12 protein-coding genes are annotated in these 17,797 nt (G+C 71.0%); 6 read left to right on the plus strand and 6 right to left on the minus strand.

Features of this window, described 5'->3' with window-relative positions:
- Window positions 1-14 precede the first annotated feature (14 nt).
- Window positions 15-458 carry a PilZ domain-containing protein gene (locus tag AB1L88_RS22165; RefSeq protein ID WP_367098876.1) on the minus strand — a complete coding sequence of 148 codons (444 nt, stop codon included), beginning with the start codon at window positions 456-458 and terminating at the stop codon, window positions 15-17.
- Window positions 459-708: 250 nt separating this feature from the next.
- Here AB1L88_RS22165 and AB1L88_RS22170 point away from each other — a divergent pair, with 250 nt between their 5' ends.
- The 6 genes from AB1L88_RS22170 (at window position 709) to AB1L88_RS22195 (ending at window position 11,122) form a co-directional block, all read left to right on the plus strand.
- Window positions 709-2,784: an FAD-dependent oxidoreductase gene (locus tag AB1L88_RS22170; RefSeq protein ID WP_367098877.1), complete on the plus strand. Its 2,076-nt coding sequence runs from the start codon at window positions 709-711 to the stop codon at window positions 2,782-2,784.
- A 475-nt stretch (window positions 2,785-3,259) separates the two neighbouring features.
- Window positions 3,260-5,458: a PKD domain-containing protein gene (locus AB1L88_RS22175; RefSeq protein WP_367098878.1), complete on the plus strand. Its 2,199-nt coding sequence runs from the start codon at window positions 3,260-3,262 to the stop codon at window positions 5,456-5,458.
- A gap of 99 nt (window positions 5,459-5,557) precedes the next feature.
- A complete protein-coding gene (locus AB1L88_RS22180; protein ID WP_367098879.1) occupies window positions 5,558-6,037 on the plus strand; it encodes a hypothetical protein in 480 nt (159 codons plus the stop codon).
- A gap of 122 nt (window positions 6,038-6,159) precedes the next feature.
- Window positions 6,160-7,275 (plus strand): hypothetical protein, encoded by a 1,116-nt coding sequence (locus AB1L88_RS22185; RefSeq protein WP_367098880.1) that lies wholly within the window; start codon window positions 6,160-6,162, stop codon window positions 7,273-7,275.
- Window positions 7,276-7,544: 269 nt separating this feature from the next.
- The gene (locus AB1L88_RS22190) at window positions 7,545-8,798 is read left to right on the plus strand and encodes a DUF2092 domain-containing protein (protein ID WP_367098881.1); all 1,254 of its coding nucleotides are present in this window, start codon (window positions 7,545-7,547) and stop codon (window positions 8,796-8,798) included.
- 1,235 nt (window positions 8,799-10,033) lie between these two features.
- On the plus strand, window positions 10,034-11,122 hold the full coding sequence (locus tag AB1L88_RS22195) for a sialidase family protein (protein WP_367098882.1): 1,089 nt from the start codon (window positions 10,034-10,036) through the stop codon (window positions 11,120-11,122).
- A gap of 229 nt (window positions 11,123-11,351) precedes the next feature.
- Here the strand turns inward: AB1L88_RS22195 and AB1L88_RS22200 are convergent, their stop codons facing one another.
- From AB1L88_RS22200 to AB1L88_RS22220, 5 genes are read right to left on the minus strand one after another with little or no spacing between them, the layout of a single operon-like run.
- On the minus strand, window positions 11,352-12,533 hold the full coding sequence (locus AB1L88_RS22200) for a right-handed parallel beta-helix repeat-containing protein (RefSeq protein WP_367098883.1): 1,182 nt from the start codon (window positions 12,531-12,533) through the stop codon (window positions 11,352-11,354).
- A 28-nt stretch (window positions 12,534-12,561) separates the two neighbouring features.
- A complete protein-coding gene (locus AB1L88_RS22205; RefSeq protein ID WP_367098884.1) occupies window positions 12,562-13,008 on the minus strand; it encodes a type II toxin-antitoxin system VapC family toxin in 447 nt (148 codons plus the stop codon).
- A complete protein-coding gene (locus tag AB1L88_RS22210) occupies window positions 13,005-13,271 on the minus strand; it encodes a hypothetical protein (RefSeq protein ID WP_367098885.1) in 267 nt (88 codons plus the stop codon). The genes AB1L88_RS22205 and AB1L88_RS22210 overlap by 4 nt, the downstream gene beginning before the upstream one ends.
- Window positions 13,258-16,107 carry an excinuclease ABC subunit UvrA gene (gene uvrA / locus AB1L88_RS22215; protein ID WP_367098886.1) on the minus strand — a complete coding sequence of 950 codons (2,850 nt, stop codon included), beginning with the start codon at window positions 16,105-16,107 and terminating at the stop codon, window positions 13,258-13,260. Before uvrA ends, AB1L88_RS22210 begins: the two co-directional genes overlap by 14 nt.
- Before the next feature lie 51 nt (window positions 16,108-16,158).
- Window positions 16,159-17,718 (minus strand): DUF4340 domain-containing protein, encoded by a 1,560-nt coding sequence (locus tag AB1L88_RS22220; RefSeq protein ID WP_367098887.1) that lies wholly within the window; start codon window positions 17,716-17,718, stop codon window positions 16,159-16,161.
- Window positions 17,719-17,797: the final 79 nt, after the last annotated feature.

Here is a 17,797-nt window from a genome sequence, read left to right on the forward strand (position 1 = left end):
CGGGGGCGGCGGGCTCATCGCCAGGTCCTCGTGTCGAATTCCCCCGAGGCGTAACCGGCCCCCGGGCTGTCGAGGCGGGTCGCGGGCAGCGCCTTGCGGAACAAGGCATAGGAACAACCGCCGTCGAATTCCAGGTGAGCGACCGTCGCCCCCCCCTCCGAGGGCCGGACAGACCGAATCTCGACCGCGACCCAGGGGCGTCCCTCGGCTTCGTCGAGCCGAAGGTGGGCGATCCCCCCGGGAGGGCCTGCCCCGGGGCCCAGGACCACCGCGGCCCCACCCTGGGAAATGTCGACGAGGTTCCCGGCGATCGACCGGAACTCCTCCTCGTCCCACCAGCCGAGCACGACCGGAACATCGGACGCATGACGGATCGAACGCCTGCGGTTCGCACCGCCCGGACGGCGTTGCTGGCCGTCCTTCGTCGGAATCCCGAGGAGAGCCCGGAGGGGATTCATCGCGTCCTCATCGCGTTCGGCGTCGGGGATCGCCCATCCCGGACGATCGGGGGAGGGCCACTTGGGATCGTCGCCTCCTGGGAAGTCTAGGTCGTCGAATCGCCCTGACGGGCCCCGAGTGCCGGGAATCGATGGCTCGAAGCGGCCCCGGATGGTTCAATGAGAGGCCGAGACGCCGGCCCTCGGCGGATCGATCCTCGGGGTCGTTTCGCCGTGCGCCCTTCTTTCTCCCTTGCCTTGGGTGAGTGTGATGACGTTCCTGCTCCTGATCGCCGCCGTGTCCTCGACCCCCCTCTCCTCGATCGGGCCGCCCGAGCCATTCGACGTGGTCGTCTACGGCGGCACGTCTGCGGGGATCGCCGCGGCCGTGCAGGCCGACCGGATGGGCAAGTCCGTCGTGGTCGTCTCGCCCGACGTCCACCTCGGCGGCCTCTCCAGCGGCGGCCTCGGCTGGACCGACAGCGGCCGCAAGGACGGCATCGGCGGCATCTCCCGGGAGTTCTACCACCGCGTCTGGCGGAAGTACCAGGACCCCGACGCCTGGCGCTGGCAAGCCCGCGACGACTACGGCAACGCGGGGCAGGGGACCCCCGCCATCGACGGCGAGAACCGGACCATGTGGATCTTCGAGCCCCACGTCGCCGAGGCCGTCTTCGAGGACCTCGTCGCCGAGCACGAGATCCCGGTCGTCCGGGACGCCTGGCTCGACCGCGAGGGCGGCGTCCAGAAGGACGGCAACCGGATCGTCGGCATCACCACCCTCGACGGCCGGACCTTCCGCGGCGCCATGTTCATCGACGCGACGTATGAAGGGGACCTGATGGCCGCCGCCGGCGTCTCCTACACGGTCGGCCGCGAGGCCAATGCCCGGTACGGCGAGACCCTCAACGGCGTCCAGAAGAAACGCGCCGTCAGCCACCAGTTCGATTTCCCGGTCGACCCCTACGTCAATCCCGGCGACCCCTCCAGCGGCCTCCTGCCCCTCATCCACGACGACGACCCCGGCGCCGACGGCGAAGCCGACCACCGCCTCCAGGCCTATTGCTTCCGCATGTGCCTGACCGACCACCCCGAGAACCGCGTCCCCTTCGCCAAGCCCGAAGGCTACGACCCGGCCCAGTACGAGCTGCTCCGCCGCTACTTGCAGGGCGGCTTCAAGGGGGTCTTCAACAAGTTCGACCCGATCCCGAACCGCAAGACCGACACCAACAACCACGGCGCCTTCTCGACCGACAACATCGGCCAGAACTACGACTACCCCGAGGCCTCGTACGAGCGCCGCCGCGAGATCATCGCCGAGCACGAGCAGTATCAGAAAGGCCTGATGTACTTCCTCGCCAACGACCCCGACATCCCCGACGACATCCGCTCGAAGGCCGCCAGCTACGGCCTCTCCCGCGACGAGTTCACCGATAACGGGCACTGGCCGCATCAGATCTACGTCCGAGAGGCCCGCCGGATGGTCTCCGACTTCGTCATGACCGAGCGGCACCTGCGCGGCGTCGACAAAACGCCCGATTCCGTCGGCATGGGCTCGTACAACATGGACAGCCACAACGTCCAGCGCTACGTCGACGAGCACGGCCACGCCCGCAACGAGGGGGACATCCAGATCAGCCCCGGCGGCCCCTATCAGATCAGCTACCGCGCCCTCGTGCCGAGGGAAGGTGAGTGCGCCAACCTCGTCGTGCCCGTCTGCCTCTCGTCGTCGCACATCGCCTACGGCTCGATCCGGATGGAGCCGGTCTTCATGATCCTCGGCCAAGCAGCCGCCACCGGGGCCGTGTTGGCGATCGACCACGGGACCTCGGTGCAGGGGATCCCGGCCGACGCCCTCGCCGCCCGCCTCCTCGACGACGGCCAGGTGCTCGACCTGCCCGACTCGACCTCCAACCGCCCGAACGTCTCGTTCCAGTCGTCCGACCTCGACGGCGTCGTCATCGACGACGAAGCGGCCGAACTCGTCGGGAACTGGGGCATCAGCTCCGCGCTCCGGCCGTTCGTCGACCTCGGCTACCGGCACGACGGCGACGAGCACAAAGGGGGCAAGTCCGCCTCCTACCGCGCCACCCTGGAGCCGGGATCGTACGAGGTCCGCATCGCCTTCGCGCCGTCCTCGAACCGCGCCACGAACGTCCCGATCCTCATCCGGCACGCCGACGGGCAGGCCGCGTTGACCCTCAACCAGCGGCAAGCCCCCGCCGGCCCCGGCCCCTTCCAGTCGCTCGGCACCTTCCGTTTTGATGGCGAATCGCTCGTCGAGGTCCGCAACGAGGGGACCGACGGTCACGTCGTGCTCGACGCCGTCCAGTTCCTGCCCCGCTGATCGGATCCGCCGGCCTTCCCAGGCGAGCCCCGCCCGATCCCGCGACTCCCGTCGCGCGAGGTCCCCCGGGCGGGCAGGACGCACCCCGACGGCCGATCGCACCGCCCCGACCGGGCCGTCGTGGCCCGTGTCGGGGTGGTGCGCGTCCCCCCCTTTTGCAGGTTTTCTCGGGCGGGGCGACGCGCCGGGCAGGCCCCTCGGATCGTTGCACCGTTGAACAACGGAAGCCTTGAACACGTCGTTGCGCCCGGACGATTGCGCTGCGTGTCCCTGTGTTCATTCAAGCGGATCACGCGAGGGTGCTCGCCGAACCCGCCTCCCTCGGCTACAATGGGATGCGTGACGCCGTCCGGGTATTCGAAACGTTCGTGCCGACGGGGCCCGGGATCGGGCCCGGTCCCCGGGGCGTGCCGGCGGGCCTGGCCGGCCCCCGCGTCGTGCCAACCCCTCGTCTTCCCCCGATCGGTCCAACGCCATGCCACGGCCCCGCGGACACCCCCGATCGCTTCGCGCCCGGCCCGAGCTGCAGCGGCTCGAACCGAAGGTCCTGCTCACGACCTTCACCCTGACCTCCCCCACCCGCGGCGCCTTGCTGCCGGCGGGGGTCTCGCCGGTCGGGGGGATCGTGATCGACCTGATCGGCGAGGGAGGCAGCCGCGTCGTCTCGCAGATCCGGGCCCGCGACCTGTTCGTCGGCGACTTCGAGGGCGGCAATCCCCCCGAGTCCCGCGGCAACCCGGGCACGATCGGCGAGCGGCCCGGCTTCTCCCCCGCCGTGGTCGACGCCCTCGGCGGCGCCCTGGCCGAGCTGAGCGTCCGCCTGACCGTCGACGACGGCGACACCGGGCCCGGCGACTTCGACCGCGACGACAACACCCTCCTGCTCAACGGCATCGCCGTCGGCCGGTTCGACCGGGTGCCGACCGTCGAGACCGACGCCTCGGGCACCGCCATCCTGTCCGAGAACCCCGAGGGCGGCTTCCGCAACGACCGCGTCGACACCGGCTTCTTCCACGTCACCGACCCCGAGGTCCTCCGCCTCGTCCTCGACTCGATCCGGGACACCGGCGCGATCGTCGTGCAGCTCCTCGACGACGACCCCGGCGACAATTTCTTCGACTTCACGGTCGGGATCGACGCCGCCCTGATCGACGTCGACCTCCCGCCCGAGCCGCAGAACCGAAGCCCCCGAATCACCTCCCTCCGGGTCGAGGAACCGGTCGTCGAGGGCCGGCCGAGCCGGGTGATCGTCTCCGCCTCCGACCCCGACGCGGACGACGCGATCACCTTCCGCTTCGCCCTCGAAGGCGACGGCCGGATCGAGCCGTCCGAGACCCCCGGGGAAGCCTGGCTGACCGTCCCCCGTGATGGGACCGTCCGCCTTTCCGTCCGGGTCGAGGACGATCGCGGGGCCTTCGACGAGGCCGGGCGGGCCGTCGTCGTCCGCAACGCCGCCCCCTCCGTGACCGTCGCCGCCGACCAGGACGCCATCGAAGGCCGGGAGGCCATCCTCGCGATCGGGTCGTTCGACGACCCCGGCCTCGAGGATGGCTGGTCGGTGGCGGTCGACTGGGGAGACGGCTCGGCCGTCGAGACGTTCCCGGTCGATCGGCCCGGCCCGATCCCCCCCCGGCCCCATCGCTACCTCCAGGATGGCGACTACTCCGTCACGGTCCGCGTGAGCGACGGCGCCGACGCGTCCGAGGCCTCGGCCCTGGTCCGGGTGCGCAACGCCCCCCCCGCCTTGCAGCAGGTGCTCGCCCCCCGTCGCGTCACGCTCGGGACCCCGGTCGACCTGGCCGCCGCCGTGTCCGACCCGGGAATCCTCGACCCCCTGACGGTCTCGATCGACTGGGGGGCCGGCGAACCGTCCCGGATCGACCTGCCGCCCGGCTCGACCGCCTTCGAATCGGCGTTCCTGTACGACCGCATCGGCTCCTTCGTCATCACGGTCACGGTCAGCGACGATCGCCAGGAGTCCGCCGTGCTGGGCGTCCCCGTGACGGTCGAGGCCCCCGAGCCGGTCCCGCCCGCGCAGGCCGCCGATCAAGCCCTGGCCGAAGCCCTCCTGCCGGCCGATCCCGCCGACCCCCGGCCCGCGACCCTGGCCATCGCCCCGGATGGCCCCGGCCGCCCGGCACCGGCCCCGTCCCCGTCCCCGGCGACCCTGGCCGCCCCCATCGCCACCCTGGTCGGCCAGGATGCCCCCGACCCGGCCCCGAGAGCATCCTCCCCGCCGCCGATCCCGGTCGAGGCCCCCTCGGCCGTCGTTTCGGCCGAGCAAACCGCGCCGGCCGCGCCGCCCCCCCCGACCGAATCGGCCGGGGTGGCCGCCGGATCGGCCGAGGCCCCGGACGCCGCGGCCGTCGGCCCCGAGGCCATCGCCTCGGCCTCGCCATCCCCCGCCGTCGTCGACCCCGGCCCCGACCCCGACCCCGACGCGACGATGGCCCCCGAGACCGCGACCGTCGCGCCGGCCGTCGGCGCGGCGGACGCCGCCGAGGCGGCCTCGTCGACCGCCGTCGCCGCCGGCGACGACGACCCCGGCGCCGAAACCCGGTCGGGCGCCATGCGGGCGACCGTCCTCATCGTCGCCGCCCTGACCGTGCGCCGGGGAGGCTCCCGGATCCGGCAATCGCTCCGGTCGGCCTCGGTCCGATCGGCCCGGTCGTGAGCCGTTGCCTCCCTTGGTCGTTATCCGGCCCTCTGGCCCGATCGAGACCCCCGGGCGGTCGCCGAGCCGCCCTTCCGCGGTGTCCAACCCCAGGGAATCATGAGCAGTTCCCCGCCCCCCGAGGATCAGACGCCCCCCCCCTCGGACGCGACCCCGGAGGAGGGGGTCCGCCAGGAATTGCTCCTGTTCGGCAACGAGGAGATCCTCAGGGGGTCCGACAACGCCACGCTCGTGGCCTTCGCCGCCCTCGCCTTCCAGGACCTCCGCGGCGGCGAAGGGGTCGCGCAGCATGCCGGGAGCGTCTTCCTGCTCTTCAGCGTCCTCTGCTGCGCCCTGGTCCACTTCGCGCTCGGCAACGCCTACATCCACCGCGCGCGGAGCATGCTGCGCCCGGGAGGCCCCGGCCGGAGTCGCCGCCGTCGCGCCCGGCCCTCGGGAGAGGCCCGCTCCGTCAGCCTCGGCGTCGTCTGGCTGGCCGTCCTCTCGCAGATGACCTGCATCGCGATCGGCCTCCTGCTCATCCTGCCGAAGCAGCCCCCCGCGCTGCTGGTCCGCTATTTGCTCCCGTTCTTCTCGTGACATCAACAAGGCCCAGGCCCGCCGCCCCGATGCCCGGTCGATCGGGCGAGCGAGGCCGCGACCACGGAAGGCGATCTCGGAGGCCGCATCCCCCGCTCAACAAAAAGAGGATATCCCCGAAGATGTGCCGATCCTGCGTCGTGGCGGTCGTGACCCTGGTCATGGGGCTGAGTCTCGGGGCGGAGGCCCCGGCCCAATTCGGCCCGAGCCGGTCGCCGAGCGTCCCGGCCGATCAGCTCGTGGCCGAGTCGGAGCGCTTCCTCTGGGAGGCCCGCGACGAGCTCGCCGGCACCCGCCAGGGACGCAACCTGGAGATCCGGGGCAATGCCCTGCTCGGGGCCGCCGACGCCTACCGGGAAGAGGCGCGACGGCGAAGGCCCGACGAGGACCGCCTCCTCCAGGCCCTCGACGGCGTCGAACGCGCCCTGGCCGAGGTCCAGCGCGAGCTGAACCGCCCTCCCGGCACCGCACCCCGGGCCGCCGCCTCGGCCCGCCGCATCGACCGCATGGTTGCCGAACTGGGCGGCCGGGCCGATGGCGGATCGGGCCGCCCGCCGACCGGCCGGCCGCCCTTCCCGCCCTCTCCCGGGCGGCCCCCCTTCCCGGCCCCCCCCGGCCGGCCGCCGGGCGGCCCCCCCTCGGCCCCCGGCTACGACTGGCGGCGCGTGGCCGACCTCTCCGGGCAGACCCTGGCCGCCATCCAGGCCCTCCGCGACCGGATCGGGCGCGAGGTCGGCACCTACCCGCCCTTCGACGGCGTGCTCCGAGACCTCGACGGCATGGCCTCGGGGCTCGACCGGGTGAACGACCTCGCGCGTCGGCAAGTGCTGGCGTCTCAGCTCGGGCCGGTCCTCCGGCCGGTCCGCAACCAGGCCCGACGCACCGGGGCGGTGATCCAGGGGAGCCGCCCCCCGCGCGGGATCGCCCGCAACTGGGCCGACGTCGAGCGCGGCATCGACGAGCTGGGCCGGCTGCTCGGCCTGGGGGCGATCCCGGGTACGACCCGAACCAGCCGGTCCTCATCGACCCCCCCGGCTACGGCCAGCTCCCCTGGCCGGGCATCCCGGGCCCGGGGGGCGGCGGGGGAGTGCTCCCCCCCACGGCCCGGGCCGTCCCCCTGGTCGACGAGGCGATCCGGGAGGTCGACGTCTACCTGCTCGGCATCCGCCCGAACCTGTCGGTCATCCCCGAAGGCCCCCAGTTCCACCGCGACGCCCAGGAGCTGCGCAACGCCCTGACCGGGCTCCGCCAGGGCCTCTCGGCCGGCGGCTGGAACCCCGCGGTCGGCCGCCAGCAGGCCGAGTCCGAGGCGATCATCCGGCGCCTCGTCGACCGCACCCTCCGCGTCGGCCGGGGGCAGATCGGCCCGAACAACGCCCGGATCCTCCGCATCCGAGACCTGATCGACCAGGCCCGGGCCGTCGTCTCCGGATCGGCCCCGGCCCCATCGCCGTCGCCGTACTGAGCATCCAAACGCCTCGAAGCACGTTCATGGGGTCAACATTCCATGCTCTCGATCGTCCCGACGCTCGTCCTGGCCCTGGCCGTCCCCGCGCCCCCCGCCCAGGAGGCGGCGCCCCCGGACGCCCCCGGCGCCAACGACCCGAAGCTGATCGCCGCCTACGAGCGGCTGGTCGGCTACCTCGCCGACCTCGAGGCGTTCGACCTGACCGTCCGGCTCGACTGGACCGTCGAAGGGGCCCGGGACGACGACCAGGCCGGCACCAACCTCTACCGGCTCCGGGTCCGGCGCCCCGGCCGCTTCCGGATCGAGGTCCGGCCCGGCGACCGCCCCGAGCCGTCGCTCATCGTCGTCGGCGACGGCCAGACCGCGACCACCTTCTACCCCGCCAGGGGCCTCTACTCGCAGGCCGAACAGCTCAACGACCCGGCCCGGGCCCTGGAACGGAACCCGATCGTCGCCATCAGCCTCAGCGGGTCCTTGATCGATACCCTCCTGCGCCCCGACCTGGTCGACCTCGTCCGGTCGTACGCGACCGGCGGCGCCTTCCTCGGCACCGAGGAACTCGACGGCCGGGCGCTCGACCGCTACTCCCTGAGCTGGCGGGGCGACGAGGAGGAACTCTGGATCGGCCCCGAGGCCGAGCCGTTGCCCCGCAAGCTCGTCCGGATCCTGACCGTCCCCACCGGCGAGGGCCGGGCCGACCGGCTCGTCACCACCGCCACCTTCGACTGGACCCTCGGCGGGCCGATCCCCGACGACGCCTTCGCCCTGGATCTTCCCGACGACGCCACCCGGGTCGAGGACATCTACGCCGCCCTGGCCAACGGCTCGGCCGGCACCCTGGTCGGCGGCCCGGCCCCCGAGCTGGACCTCAACCGGCTCGACGGCAGCAAGACGAACCTCGCCTTCCACGCCGGTCGCGACGTCGTCGTCCTCTGCTTCTGGGCGTCCTGGGCCAACCCCTGCCTCGACCTGCTCCCCCGGCTCTCGGCCGCCCTGCAGCCGTACCGCGATCGCGGGGTCGTCTGCTACGCCGTCAACGTCGGCGAGGAGGCCGAGGAGATTCGCCGCACCCTCGACGCGCTCGAGGTCGACCTGCCCGTCCCCCTCGACCCCGACGGCCGCGCGACCGACGCCTACGGCATCACCTCCATCCCGACCCTCGTCCTCATCTCCCGCGACGGCACCGTGCAGGCCGTCCACCTCGGCACCGGCGAGGCCGTGCTCGACATCCTCGCCCGCCAGCTCGACACCCTGCTCGACGGCCGCCCCGTCGCCCCCGCCCCCGCACCCTGACCTCCTCCGTCCTCCCGATCGGGGACGCGCCTGACTTCTGCCCGATGCGTCCCCGATCCTCCCCCCCCCTCTCGCCCTGCTCGTTCTCTCCTCCCCTCTGACGCTCCTCCGTTCGAGCCTCCGGACCGACCCGAGTCGCGCGACGACTGCTCGACCCTCCCCCGCTTGCCCCGGCCTCCCGCGTACAAGACCCCTCGCCCCCGCCACCTCCTCCGATCGGAATCCGGTTTCCCCAACCGCTTTTTGTGACTACCCCCTCCCTTTCTCACGATCTTCTTGATTGGGGCCTTTCCCCGATCTGTCGGTCGAACCTCCTTCATGAAGATTGCTTGGGTGTTTGTGTGATTGGAATTGCGTGCTGTCTTGTTGCCGATCGAACGGAAGCATGAAGCATCCACCCTCTCCCGATTCACGAAACGAACCCCGGGATTTTCCCGATGGCGTGCTCCCGCAACACCTTCCGTCCCTTGCCTTTGGCGCACCGCCCCGCGCACTCGGCGGCGCACCGCCTCGCGCACCCGGCGGCTCAGAATCATCCGAATCGCCCTCCCTCCTTCCCCTTTACGGACGGGATCAATCGAGGGCCGTTCCGGCTCGAATCCCGACTGCTCGCCCTGCGGCCGTATTCCCGAAACGAATCCGTCCAGACCCCCTCGCATGATCAGGTTGATTTGCGGCAACTTCCTGTGGGGTATCAGTTTGAGTGCAGGGAGGTTCCGTGCCCCGCGGCGTCCGGGGAAGCGCACCCGGGGGCGCACCGCCCGGCGCACTCGGGGGCGCACCGGCCGACCCAACCGCCTTCGGCCCGCTGCCGATCCGTCCCGATCCTCCCCCCCGAGCGGCCGACGACCCCGTTCCCGAAACGGACTCCGGGGACATGGCTGGAAATCCCTTTCGGATCAACCCCTTACGCCCAATCTCTCTCCCCTTGTCCGTAGCGCACCCAGGGGCGCACCGTCCCGCGCACCCGCGCCCCGTCCTGGCCACCCACCCGCCTCGACCGCACCGAGTCTTCGAGAACCGCTCGCTGTCCAGGCCGCTCCCCCAGACCGCCCTCCCATTGACGCTCGACGAGGCCGTTGTCGAACGCCAACCCGGGCGATAGGGTAATTCCCAATCCAATCCCGAGCCGGGTCGCCGACGACCCCTCGATCCGATCCGATCCGATTCGTTCTGCTCCGCTGCCAATCCGAGCCAACCTCAGACCGTTCTCTCGACTCCAGGACTGTGCACCCATGTCGACCCTCTTGCTCGCCGCTGGCCTTGTCATGATTGCCGCTGCCCCTCCCCAGGCCGACGCCCCGGCTGAAGGATCGCCGACGATCCGCCGCGTCTTCGGGCCGGAGATCGAGACCGGGCCGTACAAGCATCCGGCCTGCATGGAGGAGCTGGCCAACGGCGACCTGTACCTCGTCTACTACGGCGGCGCGGGGGAGTACGCGACGGATACGGCCGTCTACGGGTCGCGCCTGGCCAAGGGGTCCGACGCCTGGACCTTCCCCGAGGTCATCGCCCGGGACCCCTTCCGATCGGCCGGCAACGGGGTCGTCTGGCAGGATCCGGAGGGCCTCGTCTGGCTCTTCTACGTCGTCCGGTTCGGCGAGACCTGGTCCAGCTCCCGGATCCAGTTCAAGGTCTCCCGGGACGGCGCGCGGACCTGGTCCGACGCCTCGATCCTCGCCACCGAGGCCGGCATGATGGTCCGCAACCGGCCGATCGTCCTCGACGACGGCTCGTACCTGCTCCCCGCCTACTTCGAGACGGGGGAGGACACCGAGTCGGTCGGCCCCGACACCTGCTCGGTCTTCTACCGCTTCGACCCGGTCGACCCCTTCGCCGGCTGGCAGGAGCTGGGCCGCATCCGGTCGGCCCGCGGGAACCTCCAGCCCGCCCCCGTGCAACTGCCCGACGGCCGGATCGTCGCCTACTGCCGACGCGGCGGCGACTACGGCCCGACCACCGACGGCTACATCATCCGCGCCGAGTCCGCCGACCGCGGCCGGACCTGGACCGAGGGGCTCAACTCCGCCTTCCCGAACCCCAACGCCGCCGTCGACTTCCTCAAGCTCCGCAGCGGCAACCTCTTACTTGTCTACAACGACAGCATGACCCGCCGCACCCCGCTCGCCCTCGCCCTCTCGACCGACCGCGACGCCACCTACCCCCACCGCCGCGTCCTCGCCGACGGCGACCGCGACTACGGCTACCCGATCGCCTTCCAGGCCCGCGACGGCCGCATCCACGTCGTCTTCACCTCCGACCGCCGCTCCGTCGTCAATCACGCAATCTTTGATGAGTCCTGGGTTCTCGGTTCGGAGCAATGACCCCCATGGAACCTCCGTCCGCTCCTCTGGCCGAACCATCCCTTCCCCCCTCTCCCCGCCCGCGGGGAGAGGGCCGGGGTGAGGGGGCCTCGCGTCCAGAGTCAAGCCCGGCGCTTCGTCCTGACCACCCTGGCTCGACCGAGCGACTGATGAGCGTTTGAATGCAAGTGCATTCGCCGGATCGCCCGCAACGTCTCCCTCGCCCCGCTCTTTGACAATTCGCCCGCCTTCAGTCCCGCCCCGGTTCCCGAGGCCCCGCCGGCCGGGCCGGGCTGTCCGGAGGGAGCCGGAAGTCGCCCCCTTCCGGATCGACGAAGCCGGGGTCCACCCCCGATCGGCCCCCGTCCTCCGGCAGGTCGAGCCTTGGGCCTCGCTGCGGTTGATCGAGGCAATACCAGACGTTCCGCGCCAGCGTGAAGGTCTCCGGGGCCGTGTTCGGGCCGATGTTGATGGGCAAGGCCATCTCGTCGGATCGATAGACGATGATGTTGTCAACAAATTGCCCGTTGCGGCTCGGCACGAAGTTTGGGCCGACGCTCTCCTGCAAGATCCGCAGGCCGAACCGACCCGGCCGGTAGAAGACGCAGTGCCGGACGACCGCCCCGTCGACCCCGACGAAAGCCGCCCCCGCCGTGCCGCCGATCACGACGCAGTCCTCGACGAGCAGGTCCTTCGCCTCGTATCCCGGGTCGAGCGGCCGGAAGAACTGCTCGCCGGTGCTGCCGCCGAGGTTCAGGGCGCGATCGCCCGATTGCTCGAACCGGCACTGCCTGACCGCGACCCGGGCGGTCCCTCCCTTCCCCTGCACGCCGTTGCCCCCCCGGCCGCCCCCGTCCCGGAAGACGCAAGCGACGATCTCGCCGTCGTGGCACCCGACCATGTCGATGCCCGAACCGCCCGACCCCCAGCGCTCGATCGTGCAATCCTCGACCCGGAACGTGTCGATGCCCGAGAGCTTGATGCCGTCCCGATTCCCGTCCGGCCCCACCTCGCGCACGACCAATCGACGCAGGACGATGTGATGCGCCGACCCCTCGCCCGATCCGCCGTCGTCGATGTTCAGGCCGTTGGCGGTCGCCCCCTCGAAGACCATGTCCCGCAGCTCCACGTGGGCCGGGCCGCTCAGTTGGAACGCGGAGTTGCCCCCCCGGATCACCGGCGGCCGTTCCGGGTCGGCCCCCGCGATCACGATCGGCCGCCCCGGCTCGCCGGCCAGGTCGCGGACGAAGGTCCCCCCCTCATACACCCCCGGCTCCAGGGCGATGAACGTCCCCGCCTTCGCCGATCCCAGGGCCCTCCGCAGTTCCCCCGTATCGGCGACGGTCACGGTCTGGCCTTCCGTCGCCTGCTCCTGCACGCTCGTCCCCACGGTCGCCAGCAAGACCGAGAGTAGCGTCGTCGTGGCAATCATTCATGTGCTCCAATCATATTGTTCAAGCTTATTGGTCTGCCGATTCTTGATCGCTCGTCCAGTCCTCCGCCCTCAGCCCGGGCACCCTGGCGAAGTCGCCCAGGTTCCTCGTGACCAGGGTCGCATCCCTGGCCAGGGCGATGGCGGCGATCTTCAGGTCCATCGTCCCGATCCGCACCCGAGCCTGCCTCAGGCGCTGGAACTCGATGGCGGCTTGCTCATCAAAGGGAACCACATCGATGCGACGATAACAGTCGAGATGATCTTGAAGTCGTTGATATGCTACGATTTGCTCGGGCATCGTCCGGGCCTTGGAGACATATGCCAGCCATCCCCGGGTCTGTTCTTCGTAGGTAATGATCGTCGTTGTGATTGCCTCAGCCGATCGGTCTCGGAGCCGTTCGGACAGCCTTTGACGGTCACGACCCGTTCCGCGAAGGAGGATCGTCACGAGGTCGGTGTCCAGGAGGATCATCGACGACGGGCCCGGGGTTTCGGACGAAGCGACTCGCGGTACTCACGACCCAGTCGCATCGCTTCTTCGAAATGCGGATCGTTTTCGAACGTTCCGACAATCGACTCCCACCAGGGCGCCTTGGAGGTCGCCTGTCCCAGGGACTGTTTCAGTTGTTTGAGATCGTCCTCGATTGCTGCGACACGAGCTTCCAGATCAGGTTGAGTCGCCATGGTGTTCTCCTCGATCCATTCGGAGGTTTCATCAAGCTCACCCCCCATCATCCGGCCCCTCGGCCGCGGCGGCAAGGGCGGCGGCGAGGGCGCGGCCGGTGGGGGTGTCGGCCCGGGCGATCGCCTCGGGGGGCCCTTCGGCGACGATCCGGCCGCCGGCGTCGCCCGCGCCGGGGCCGAGGTCGATGACCCAGTCGGCGCAGAGCATCAGCTCGGGATTGTGCTCGACCAGGATCAACGAATGGCCGAGGTCCGCCAGCGTGCTCAGGCAATCGATCAACGTCAACACATCCGAGGGGTGCAGGCCCGTCGTCGGCTCATCCAGCAGTAGGAGGGACGACGGCAAGGCCGAGCGGGTCGCGGCCGAGGCGGCGGAGGTCGGCAGGTACGAGGCCAGCTTCAAGCGCTGGGCCTCGCCGCCGGAGAGGGTCGAGGCCGGCTGGCCGAGCCGGAGGTAGTCGAGCCCGACTCCCATCAACGGGCGCAGCTTTGCCTGGACCTTGGGCCGGTTCTTGAAGAAGGCGAACGCCTCGCGGACGGTCAGGTCCAGCACCTCGGCGATCGACTTCCCCCGGTAGGTGACCTCCAGGGTTTCGGATCGGAAGCGGGTCCCGTGGCACTCGGGGCAGCGGACCATGACATCGGAGAGGAACTGCATGTCGATGATCTGGTGGCCGTTCCCCTCGCACGCCTCGCACCGGCCGCCGGCCACGTTGAAGCTGAAGCGGCTCGGGCCGTAGTTGCGTAGCTTGGCCTCGTGGGTGGCGGCGAAGGTCTTGCGGATCTCGTCGAAGGCCTTGACGTAGGTGGCCGGGTTCGACCGGGCCGACCGGCCGATCGGCGATTGATCGACGAGCACCACGTCGTCGATTGACCCGGTGCCGAGCAATTCGCGGAACGGCTCGCCCGGCTCGTGTTCGCCCTTCAAGCGGCGGAGCAGGGCGGGGTAGAGCGTGCGATCGACGAGGGTGCTCTTCCCCGACCCGCTCACGCCCGTCACGACGCAGATCAGGCCGAGTGGGAACGAGACATCCAGATCCTTGAGGTTGTTCCCGGTGGCCCCCTTGAGCGTCAGGGCCTTGTCCCTGACCGGTTCCCGACGCCGGGCGGGGGGCACGACCCGACGACGCCGGGCGAGGAAGGCGCCGGTGGCCGAGTCGGCCGCGGTGGCCAAGCCTTCGGGAGGGCCGTTGTAGAGGATGCGGCCGCCCATTGCCCCGGCCCCGGGGCCGACGTCGACGATCCGGTCGGCGGCTCGCATGACCGCTTCATCATGTTCGACCACCACGACGGCATTCCTCCGGTCGCGCAGGTCGACGAGGGCCGAGACGAGGCGGTCGATGTCGCTCGGGTGCAGGCCGATCGAGGGCTCATCGAGGACGTACAGCGTGTTGACCAGGCCCGAGCCGAGCGCCCGAGTGAGGGCGACCCGCCGCGTCTCCCCGCCGGAGAGGGTCCGGGCCTGGCGGTCGAGGGTTAGGTAGTCGAGGCCGATGCGAGCGAGGTAGCCGAGCCGCGTCAGGACCGGCTCGATGGCGCGTCGGGCGATCGGCCCGGCCACGCCCTCGGTCGAGGCGAAGGCGTCGATCACCGCGCGGGCCTCGCCGATCGGCAGGGCCGAGAGGCCGGCGATGTCCAGCCCCGCCACCTTCACGGCCAGCGCCTCGGGCCGCAGGCGGGCCCCGCCGCAATCGGGGCAGGGGCGGTAGCCGCGCCATCGGCTGAGGAAGACGCGAATATGCATCTTGTACGTCTTCCGCTCCAAGGCGTCGAAGAAGCGTCGGAGCCCGGCGAAGCCCTGGCGGGGCGCCCCCTCGACGATCAGGCGGACCTGCTCCGGCTCCAGGAGCTTGAACGGCCGGTCGGTCGGAATCCCCAGCTTCGGAGCAAGGCCCACAAGATTGTCGAGGTGTTCCCGGTAGTTCGGCGTCGTCCAGGGGGCGATCGCCCCGCTTTCGATCGACTTCGACGGGTCGGGGACGATCCGGTCCAGGTCGAGGTCGATCACCCGGCCGAACCCCTGGCAGGTCGGGCAGGCGCCGATCGGGCTGTTCGGGCGGAACAGGCGGGGCTCGGGGGCCAGGTGGTCGGTGCCGCAAGCGGAGCATCGCCAGCCGCGATAGAAGGTCCGCACGAGGTCGTCGGCGATCACCCGGCAGCGGCCGAGGCCGCGGTCGAAGGCGGTCTCGATCGAGTCTCCCCGGCGCCCCGGGTCCTCGCGCCCCCGGACGAGGCGATCGACGATCACATCGACCGAGGCATCGTCGCCCGGGTCGGGCACGGGGGCGTCCTCGATCGTCTCGACCCGATCGCCGACGCGGATGCGGAGGAAGCCGTCCTCGCGCAGGAGGTCGGCCAGGGCGCTTCGGTCGGTGTCGGGGCGGATCTCCAGGGGGAAACCGATCTGGTAGCGGGCCCCCTCGGGCAACTCCTCGACGGCGGCGATCACCGAGCCCGCGTCGGCCGGGCGGACCTCAAGCCCGCAGTTCATGCAGGAGACCCGGCCGAGCCTGGCGTAGAGGATCGCCAGGTAATCATGCACCTCCGTGACGGAGCCGACCGTGCTCCGGCTCGATCGCCTACCCTGGCGCTGCGAGACGGCGATGGCGGGCGGGAGCCCGTCGATCCGGTCGGCCTCGGGGGTGTCGAGCGTCTCCAGGAACTGCCGGGCGTAGGGGGAGAAGGTCTCGACGTAGCGCCGCTGGCCTTCGGCGTAGAGGGTGTCGAAGGCCAGCGAACTCTTGCCCGATCCGCTGACGCCGGTGAAGACGATCAGCTCGTTTCGAGGGAGGTCGAGGTCCACCCCCTTGAGGTTGTGGACCCGGACGCCTCGGAGTCGCATGACGCGATCGGGCCGGGCGTCGGGGGGATCGAGCGGAGACGTCATGGATCCTCCGACGCGAGCGGCCGAATTCGAATGCCTGGGGTGCCGAGCCGGTCAACCCTGCGGGCTGCCGAGGCCGGGGAGGTTCAGGCCGGGCGGGAGCCCGCCGCCGGGGCCGAAGCCGCCGGGGCCGATCGGGGGAGGGGGTGCGTCGGCGTCGGCGGCGTCGGGTTCGCCGGCGGCCTTGAGGAACGCCTCGCGATCGAGATTGATCTTGCGGAAGTCGTCGCCGGGGACGACGAAGTACCAGTTGGCGAACTGGCGGTTCAGCTCGGCGACCTTGTCCTTGCTTTCGTTGATGCGTTGATCGCGGGCCTCTTGCTTGCGCTCGGCCTCGGCGGCGAGCTTCGCCTCGGCCTCGACGCGGGCGGGGTCGTCCGGGGCCCGGGCGAAGACGTCGTCGGGCAGGGTGTCGGCCGATCCGTCGGGGTCGTCGGCGAGGTAGGTCTCGTCGAAGGCGACCGAGACGATGAGGTAGCGGCCCTCGGTCTGGCCGGATTCGGAGGATTCCTCATCCGTGGATGCGTCGGCCGCTTCGCCTTCCTCCTCGGCCGAGGCGTCCTGGTCTTCGCCGACGCCGGCGGTCAGCTCGTCTCCGGTGGCGAGGGTGATCTCGCCGAAGCGGAGGGTGTAGACGACCCCTTCGTCGTTGGCCAGGGTCAGGCTCCCTTCGTTCGAGAGCAGGTCGCCCTGCTGGGTCGGGTAGAACCCCTTGCTGACGAGCGACCGGAGGATGGCGTTGCGGGCGCTGGGCAGGGGGCGGACGCCGACGACCTGCAGGGCATCGACGGCCCGGATCAGGTCGCCGACCTTGCTGGCGTCGACCTCCTGGTCGGGGTCCAGGTCGGCGATGGTCCACGCGTTCGCGTCGTCGCGGCGGATGACGAGCGGGTCGCCGGGGCGGACGACGAAGGCGCCGTCGGCCGTGCGTTCGTCGGGGTTGACCTTGCGGGTGTCGTAGGAGATGAGGCGGGTCTGGGGGGCGGAGACGCTGAGCAGGTCGGTGTCGATCCAGTCGGCGAACCGGGTGGTCAGGTCGAGGTCGACGGCGGCCGAATAGACGCGGTTCTTGCCGGGGATGCGGACGTAGCGGAGCCCCTCGCGGTCGGGGACGGGGCGGCCGAGGATCAGGTCGGCCATCGCCTCGCCTCCCGGAGCGCCGCGGAGGGTGACGCGGGTGCCTCGGCCCTTGAGCGTGGTGATCTTCTCGTCCATCGGGTCGATGACGCCGAGCTCCTCGTGGTCGCTGGCGCGGTCGGAGCGGATGGCCTCCTTGGTCAGGTCGGCCACCTGGGCGGCGAGGCGGGCCATGCGGTCCTGGGCGTCGGCCGGGTAGTCGTGGTGCGAGGGGATCGTCCATTCGCCGTCGCGGAACTCGACCTGGAAGGGGCGGACCTCGGCCGTGTCCTCGTCGTACGAGACGACCTCGAGCACCCTGGCGGCGAGCGGGTCGGCGTCGACGGCCTCGGCGAAGGCGGGGAAGAAGGCCTCCCCCTGGTCGTCGAACCCGGCGCCGGGGCCTCGCCAGTCGGGCAGCCAGGTGGCCAGCGAGGCGGCGGCCAGCGTCACCAGGGCGACACCGGCGAATGCGAGCGTCTTGGCGGTTTCGTTCATGGTGGTGGCTCTTTGGGGGGCAGGAGGCAGTAGGCAGAGGGGTGAGGCAGTGGGCAGTCAGGCAGAGGAGGGTTCCCAG

Origin of the sequence: Tautonia sp. JC769 (assembly GCF_040717455.1) — a bacterium.
Classification (GTDB): Bacteria; Planctomycetota; Planctomycetia; order Isosphaerales; family Isosphaeraceae; genus Tautonia.